Annotated in this window: 5 protein-coding genes and 1 pseudogene; 5 read left to right on the top strand and 1 reads right to left on the bottom strand. The window is 57.1% G+C overall.

Going from position 1 to position 6477, the window contains the following annotated elements; all coding sequences use genetic code 11:
- The first annotated feature begins 58 nt into the window (after window positions 1-58).
- Genes GOB90_RS16075 through GOB90_RS16095 form a run of 5 tightly spaced genes read left to right on the top strand, consistent with a single transcriptional unit; the run spans window position 59 to window position 5930 of the window.
- Window positions 59-325: a hypothetical protein gene (locus tag GOB90_RS16075; RefSeq protein ID WP_146891604.1), complete on the top strand. Its 267-nt coding sequence runs from the start codon at window positions 59-61 to the stop codon at window positions 323-325.
- On the top strand, window positions 322-963 hold the full coding sequence (locus GOB90_RS16080; RefSeq protein ID WP_173572144.1) for a glycosyl hydrolase 108 family protein: 642 nt from the start codon (window positions 322-324) through the stop codon (window positions 961-963). The genes GOB90_RS16075 and GOB90_RS16080 overlap by 4 nt, the downstream gene beginning before the upstream one ends.
- Window positions 960-1493 (top strand): phage fiber-tail adaptor protein, encoded by a 534-nt coding sequence (locus GOB90_RS16085; protein WP_146891598.1) that lies wholly within the window; start codon window positions 960-962, stop codon window positions 1491-1493. Before GOB90_RS16080 ends, GOB90_RS16085 begins: the two co-directional genes overlap by 4 nt.
- A 27-nt stretch (window positions 1494-1520) precedes the next feature.
- Entirely contained in the window at window positions 1521-2576 is a 1056-nt protein-coding gene (locus GOB90_RS16090; protein ID WP_146891594.1) for a hypothetical protein, read from the top strand.
- Window positions 2577-2579: 3 nt separating this feature from the next.
- Window positions 2580-5930 (top strand): glycoside hydrolase family 30 beta sandwich domain-containing protein, encoded by a 3351-nt coding sequence (locus tag GOB90_RS16095; protein ID WP_146891591.1) that lies wholly within the window; start codon window positions 2580-2582, stop codon window positions 5928-5930.
- A 446-nt stretch (window positions 5931-6376) separates the two neighbouring features.
- On the opposite strand, the pseudogene GOB90_RS16105 reads toward GOB90_RS16095, so the two are convergent.
- Window positions 6377-6477, bottom strand: a pseudogene (locus GOB90_RS16105) (IS5/IS1182 family transposase); the annotation flags it as partial.

Genomic DNA, 6477 nt, shown 5'->3' on the forward strand with positions numbered 1-6477 from the left:
GTGCTTTGAATTGCCCCTTCCGCCCTTTGAGGCGGTTTTTTTATGCCTGGAATCCTGAATGTCTGAGACTACATCGTCAGTAACGCGTCCTGAGTTTGAAAATCTCTCGGGGACCGTGCGCCATATTGACCGTGAGGTCGCCGTGCTTCGGGGGGAAGTGCAAAGCACCAAGGCGGATATGCAGGACCTGAAAGATGGCCAGAAAGAAATTGTCGCTGAGTTTCGCAAATCGCAGACGTTCCGTGGAATCATTACTGGCGGATGGGCCGGACTTGGAACGGGCGCCGTGCTTGGGCTGGCAAAGATCATGGGCTTTACCCCGTGAGCGCCGCAGACCTTGACACCTGCATCGCCTTCATCGGGGCTGCTGAGCGGGGATACCAGAACAACTATTCTGACCCGGGCAACTGGTCATCTGGCATGAGGTATGTCGGGAACCTGATTGGAACGAATTACGGAATCTCCGCACCGACGCTGACAAAATGGATGATGCGTGAAATCACGCCATCCGACATGCGGACTCTCGACTGGGCAACAGCCCGGGATATCTACGTCGCGTGGTTCTGGAATCTGATCCACGGCGATGATCTGCCGTCCGGTCTCGATCTTATGGGGTTCGATCATGCGATTATGGCTGGTCCCGCCTCGGCTCTGGCGGAGATTGCTGATTCTGCAGCAGTTGGCCTGGGCACTCAGGCAACGACGTTGAGCCGGTTCCGGATGCAGATCCTTCAGCGCCGCCTCGACGTCGTGCCTGACGGCTTTTACGGGCCACTCACATCTGCGGCCATCGCAGGTCAACACAACCAGCACCCGGCGCTCCGCATCCTCTACGTCTCTCAGATACAGGAGATTTATTATCGCGGCCTTGGTGGATCACATGATTTCCTGACTGGCTGGCTCGACCGGCTCTCTGCGCGCACCACGCTTGCGCTGCAACTTTCTGATGGAGCATCCGCGTGACGATATTAAACCTGCCAGCGGGCTTTGTGCGTTCGCCATTTCGCGTCTGCGGCGTGCCGGCTCCGTCGAACACGCCTGACCGGCTGTGTGAGTTTCTGCGCGGTGTAAAGCCGGTTTATCGTCACGAGCGGCCGCATGCGGAAGAGTACAGGCTCAGCGAGAAGTCATCTGCTGACGTTCTGGATTACACTTTCGACTTCACGGACTGGCTTTCCGGAACATCCGACACGCTTGCAGCCATATCCTTTACCGTGCGGCATCCCCTCAGCGTCAGTTACGACCTGACTTGTATCCTTCAGGGGATATACGACAGCACGCAGGCGGTATTTGTTCTGGCATCCGGCCCGCCCGGACTGGATGTTTCAGTGAATGTGAAGATCACGACAGCGCAGGGCAGAAATTACACGATGCGCGTGATCGCACCGATCAACACCACAACCGATCCGACGGATCCCCCCGACACATCCGCGGGCGTTCTGACGATCGGCGGCATCCCGATCACCATTGGTGGCAACACGCTCTCTCCCTGAAGGACTCATAAATTGAGGAAAGAACCCATGAGGCGCTTTGCTGCCATCATGCTGGCTTCGGCTGCCCTGTTTTCGGGGACAGCCTTCGCTGACAGCACGTATGAAGTTTCCGGCCTGCCTGCCGGTATGCCTTTCCAGACCGGTGATGCGGTACCGTTTTCCAGAACCGTAAACGGCACCGCAACGCCTTATCAGTTTGATCCGTCCGTTGCTTTTGCAAACGCGACCGATCCGAAAGCCTGGCATCAGACGTCCGATCTCGCTGCGGCACTTGTTACGCCGGCCGGCGGGACTCAGGTTGCGCTCGGGACTGAACTGACCGCGATCGTTCAGCAGATTGCGGCAGCGCAGGCGACGGCATCTGCGGCACTGACAACAACGACGGGTGACGTGCGCTATGTGAAGCAGCTGGGCGATGTCTCGTCTAACACCGTCACGTCGGGCGGCTCGACCATGACGATTGAGGCGCTTGCTGCGGAGGTTGCGGCAGGCAGTGGCGGCGGAACAGTCACCGGCATCACGCAGGCAGAGGCGGACGCGCGCTACTGGCAACTGACCTCGAATATCGCAGGCGCGACGTATGGCACGACGACGCTCTCTGCTCAGTTGGCGACATACCTGACGTCAGCATCTGCGAATTCAGCCTACTGGTCACAGACAGCGAATATCTCGGCGGCGTTCGTCACTTACTCCGGGGGAACAACGACCCTCAGTGCGGCGCTGGCGGCAGCGGCGGCATCCGGTTCGGGCGGTTCCAGCACCACGGCAACCGTGCCCGTGACCACAACGACAAGCCCTGGCGCTTCATATCCAATCGCTTATGCGGCATCCGGGAGTGTCGCATACGACGTCACGCCGTCGCAGGCTCTCGCTCTGACACTCAGCGGTGGAACCGCCGGTCAGGAGCAGCGGATAACGGTTGTGATCCGGCAGGGGGCGACAGGGTACGCGGTCACGCTGCCAGCCGGTGTGATCTGGGCTGGTAGCACGCCGGCAGTCAGCACAACCGCCGGGCAGGCAACAATCCTCACATTTTACACCGATGACGGTGGCGCAACAATCTTTGGCAAGAGCGGATTCTGATCGATGACAACAATCACTGGCGTTACGCCGTTCGATAATGTTCAAAAGCTGGCTCCCGGTTCGATCGTGCAGCCGATAGCGGTTATGACGAATGTAGCTGAGACGTCCGAACTTGCGCCTGTAGCAATCAGCGCGTCCGCTCCGGCATCAGACGTGCCGGGAAGCGAAATCATCATCGATCCGGCGCATGAATACCAGGATTGGATTGGCGTCGGTGGGGCTTTTACCGAAGCAACTGCCTATGTCCTGATGACCTATATGACGGCAGCAAACCGGGCGGCTTTTCTACAGAAAATGTTCGGAACCGACGGCTTCCAGTGCCTTCGGATATGCTTTGGATCGTCAGATTATTCCTTCAGGACGTACTATTCCTATGACGATAATGGTGGTGTGGCCGACCCTGATCTGACAAACTTTTCCATCCAGCGGGATCAGGATTATATTATCCCGCTCTTGCAGGAAATTCTTCTGATCAATCCAAGAATATGGATTTTCGCTTCGGTCTGGTCTCCGCCGGCGTGGCTTAAAACATCAGCGTCTCTGTGTGGCGGGTGGTTTAATGCTACGGCTGCAAACTATACGACGTATGCAAATTATCTCGTTATGGCAATTCAGGCCTATGAAGCCTGCGGCATCCCGATTGCAGCGGTAACACCGCAAAACGAACCCCAGGGGAACCATACAGATTATCCGTCATGTGAGTGGACGGGCGCGCAACTTGTCACGTTCATCGGCAGTTACCTCGGCCCGGCACTGGCGGCAGCGAACCTGAATACCGAAATCATCGCCTGCGATACGTCGTGGGGATCGGCACCGTCTTACGGTCTGGCGGTACTCGGCGACACGACCGGGAAGCAGTTCTGCCAGTCAGTCGGCTATCACGGCTATAACGGTTATGTAAGTGAAGTTCCGGGACAGCTTCGTCCTTATCCGGGAACGCGGGTCTATTTTACTGAGTGGATCAGCACGCTGTCCGGACAGGGCGACAGTCTTCTGTTCGGCGCGGAGAAATGGTGCGCCGATCTGTTGAACAACATGGTGCGCTACGGTGCCCGTGCTCTCATGCTCTGGAATATTGCCCTGGACCAGACAGGCGCTCCATATGAGCAGAGTCCTTCTACGGCGCACGAATGCCGTGGGATGGTCACGATCAACAACTCAACAGGCGCGATCACCTACAATTCTGAGTATCTGGCATTTGCGCATATCTCGAAATATGTGCAGCGAGGCGCGAAGCGCATCCAGTCTAACGTCTTTACGATGGTAGCATCAAACAGCTATTCTTCGACGGTGTCTTCTGTCACCGGTACAGATGTGACCAATGTTGCCTTTAAAAACCCGGATGGGTCCATTGTCGTGTTTCTCTGGAACCCCCTCTCAGCGGCCCGCACGGTTGTTCTGACGGATTCCTATCTCGGCCAGTCCATGCCGGTCACGATTCCGGCGCAGTCCTATCAGACTGTCACCTGGGGCGCGGATAACGTCATTACGACTGCGGCGACGTTCACGGCCCCCGGCGCACCGACTCTTGGCACCCCGACCACAAATTCGGCGGGTCAGGTTGTTGTCCCGATCACCGCGCCTGCCTCCGTCGGAAGCAGCGATCTTGGCGGATACAGGGTCTTCGCCGGAAGCGCGGCAGGCGCAGAAGCCACGATGCCGCTGTTTACGATCCCCGGCACCAGCACGTCATTCACTGATACGCTGCTCGCATCCGGTAGCACTCGTTTCTATAAAGCTGAGGCTTTCGGTCTCGGGGGCGCCAGTGCTGCCTCGAATGAAGTTTCAGGGACGCCGGTCGCTGCGAGCGCTACGACTTACACGCTCACCGGTTCCGCCGCTCTTAACGTGGGAACGGCGAGCACATTCACGGTCACGCCGAACGCGGCACTCTATGCGGCGGCCACGATTACACCGGCCTGCACCGTCGCGGGCACGTTCAGCCCGACAAGTGTTACTCTCGCCGAAGGGTCCAGTGCGGCAGCGACCTTCACTTTCACGCCTTCGGCTACGGGGACAGGCACGCTCTCCACGACCAATAGCGCCGGTCTGACTGATCCTGCCGGTCTGGCCGTCACTGTGGCAGCAGCCACGACACCATTTACCACCTACACGTCTGCTCTAAGTGCTTCGTCCGTCGTTATGGGTAACCCTGTGACCCTGACGATCACGCCTGGCACCGGAGCGGCGAATACGTCCGCAATTACTGTCACCCCGGCCTCCACACTGGCGGGCGTGTTCTCCCCGGCGACAGTGTCCATCCCTGCCGGCTCAACGGCCGCCGTCACCTGCACATTCACGCCAAGTGCGTCCGGAACGGCTACGATCAGCACCACCAATAGCGGCTCGCTGACCGATCCTGCCTCTGTGACACTGACCGTATCGGCGGAGGCGGTCCCATCCACAGCCTTCACGCTGACTGGCGCGGCAACCGGCACAGTGGGGATCGCTCAGACCCTAACGCTGACGCCGAATAACAACGGGCCGACGACAGCGACGATTGTGACGCTGTCGGATGGTGGAGCAGGCGGCACATTCTCGCCGGCAACGGTGACATTTGCTGCGGGTTCTGCCACCGCTGAAACGGCCACCTATACACCGTCGGGGGCTGCGACCGTTTCCATCGGTGCAACGAATAACGGGAGCCTGACGAACCCGGCAGTTCTGTCCGTTGTCGTCAGCGCGGTTGCTACGATGCATTATCTGTCAAACAGCTCAACAAGTGGCCATGCTTCTACGTCTACGCCTATAACGGCCCTTGATGGTTATATCTTCAAGGCTATTGCGCGTATTAATATTGCGACTGCAGTTGCCTCGAATGCTCTGGTCGTCGGAAACTACCCGCTGTCTGGTTCATCCGCATCGACCTGTCAGTTCAACGTGTTGCTTACTGAACTGTCAGGCTACGCGGCGGGTATTGGTTGTCAGTGGTATAATACCTCGAAAACTTATGAAGCCGCCTGGGCCGCGATCGGTATTCCGACATCACTGATCGGCGAAATTATTTACATTAGAGCCGTTAATAACACCGGAACGACGAGTTTCACGGATACCGACGGGACTGTGTATGCTGCCGGAACCGTAACAGTAGGGTATTCGACAGACGGCACGGCCTATACGTCCCTTGGCACGCTGACTGGCCAGACTACAGGTATTAACCAGCAAACAAACGCAGCCACTATGTATGCTGGCATAAGCCCGCAGTCCCTTAGCGTCTATAATGTCACAGTTACTGACGCGTCCGGAACTGTTCTCTGGGATCCGGACTTTACAACACAGAGCACGGGCACGACATCGTTTGAAGACTCTGCCGATAACACATGGACTATTACATCGCCTGCCACGATAGTTTAAGGAGCGGAGCGGGGAGTTATCCCCGCCTCCATGTCGATGCAATTTCGTCTGCTATCTCTGGGCTACATTTTCGAGCGAAGAGGCAGGAAGTGTCCAGAATCTTCGGCAGATCGGCTCTGTGCAGTTTCCTCAAATCAATGGGATCAAGAAGCTTCTGCTTTAATGTCCGCGCCTCAGGAACGCGCTTTGTAATGTAATGCGTACCTTGTTCGGCAGCGTCAGGTCCCGTCGGAGTGACCGCGTCGCCGCTCTTACGCAAATAGCGGACGAATAATGTATTGAAATATATCTCATCAGGAGCCATTGCCCAGCGCAACGTTCTGTCAAGTTCATGATGAGGTTCTATAAACCACTCCGCAACAGACCTGGATGCCGAAAAAAACTGCGACCCCTTCCAAAGGTCGGTCAGAGAGACGTTACGCTCAAGGGGTGTTTTAGAGCCTGAATCAGAAAGCGGTTTGATTGATTTTTCGCAGAACTCTGCGGATATGGGCAATCATCAACCATGCGCAGGATGACGAGATTGTTGTCTCGACATCCTTCGTGA

It is taken from the genome of Acetobacter oeni (assembly GCF_011516825.1).
Lineage (GTDB): Bacteria > Pseudomonadota > Alphaproteobacteria > Acetobacterales > Acetobacteraceae > Acetobacter > Acetobacter oeni.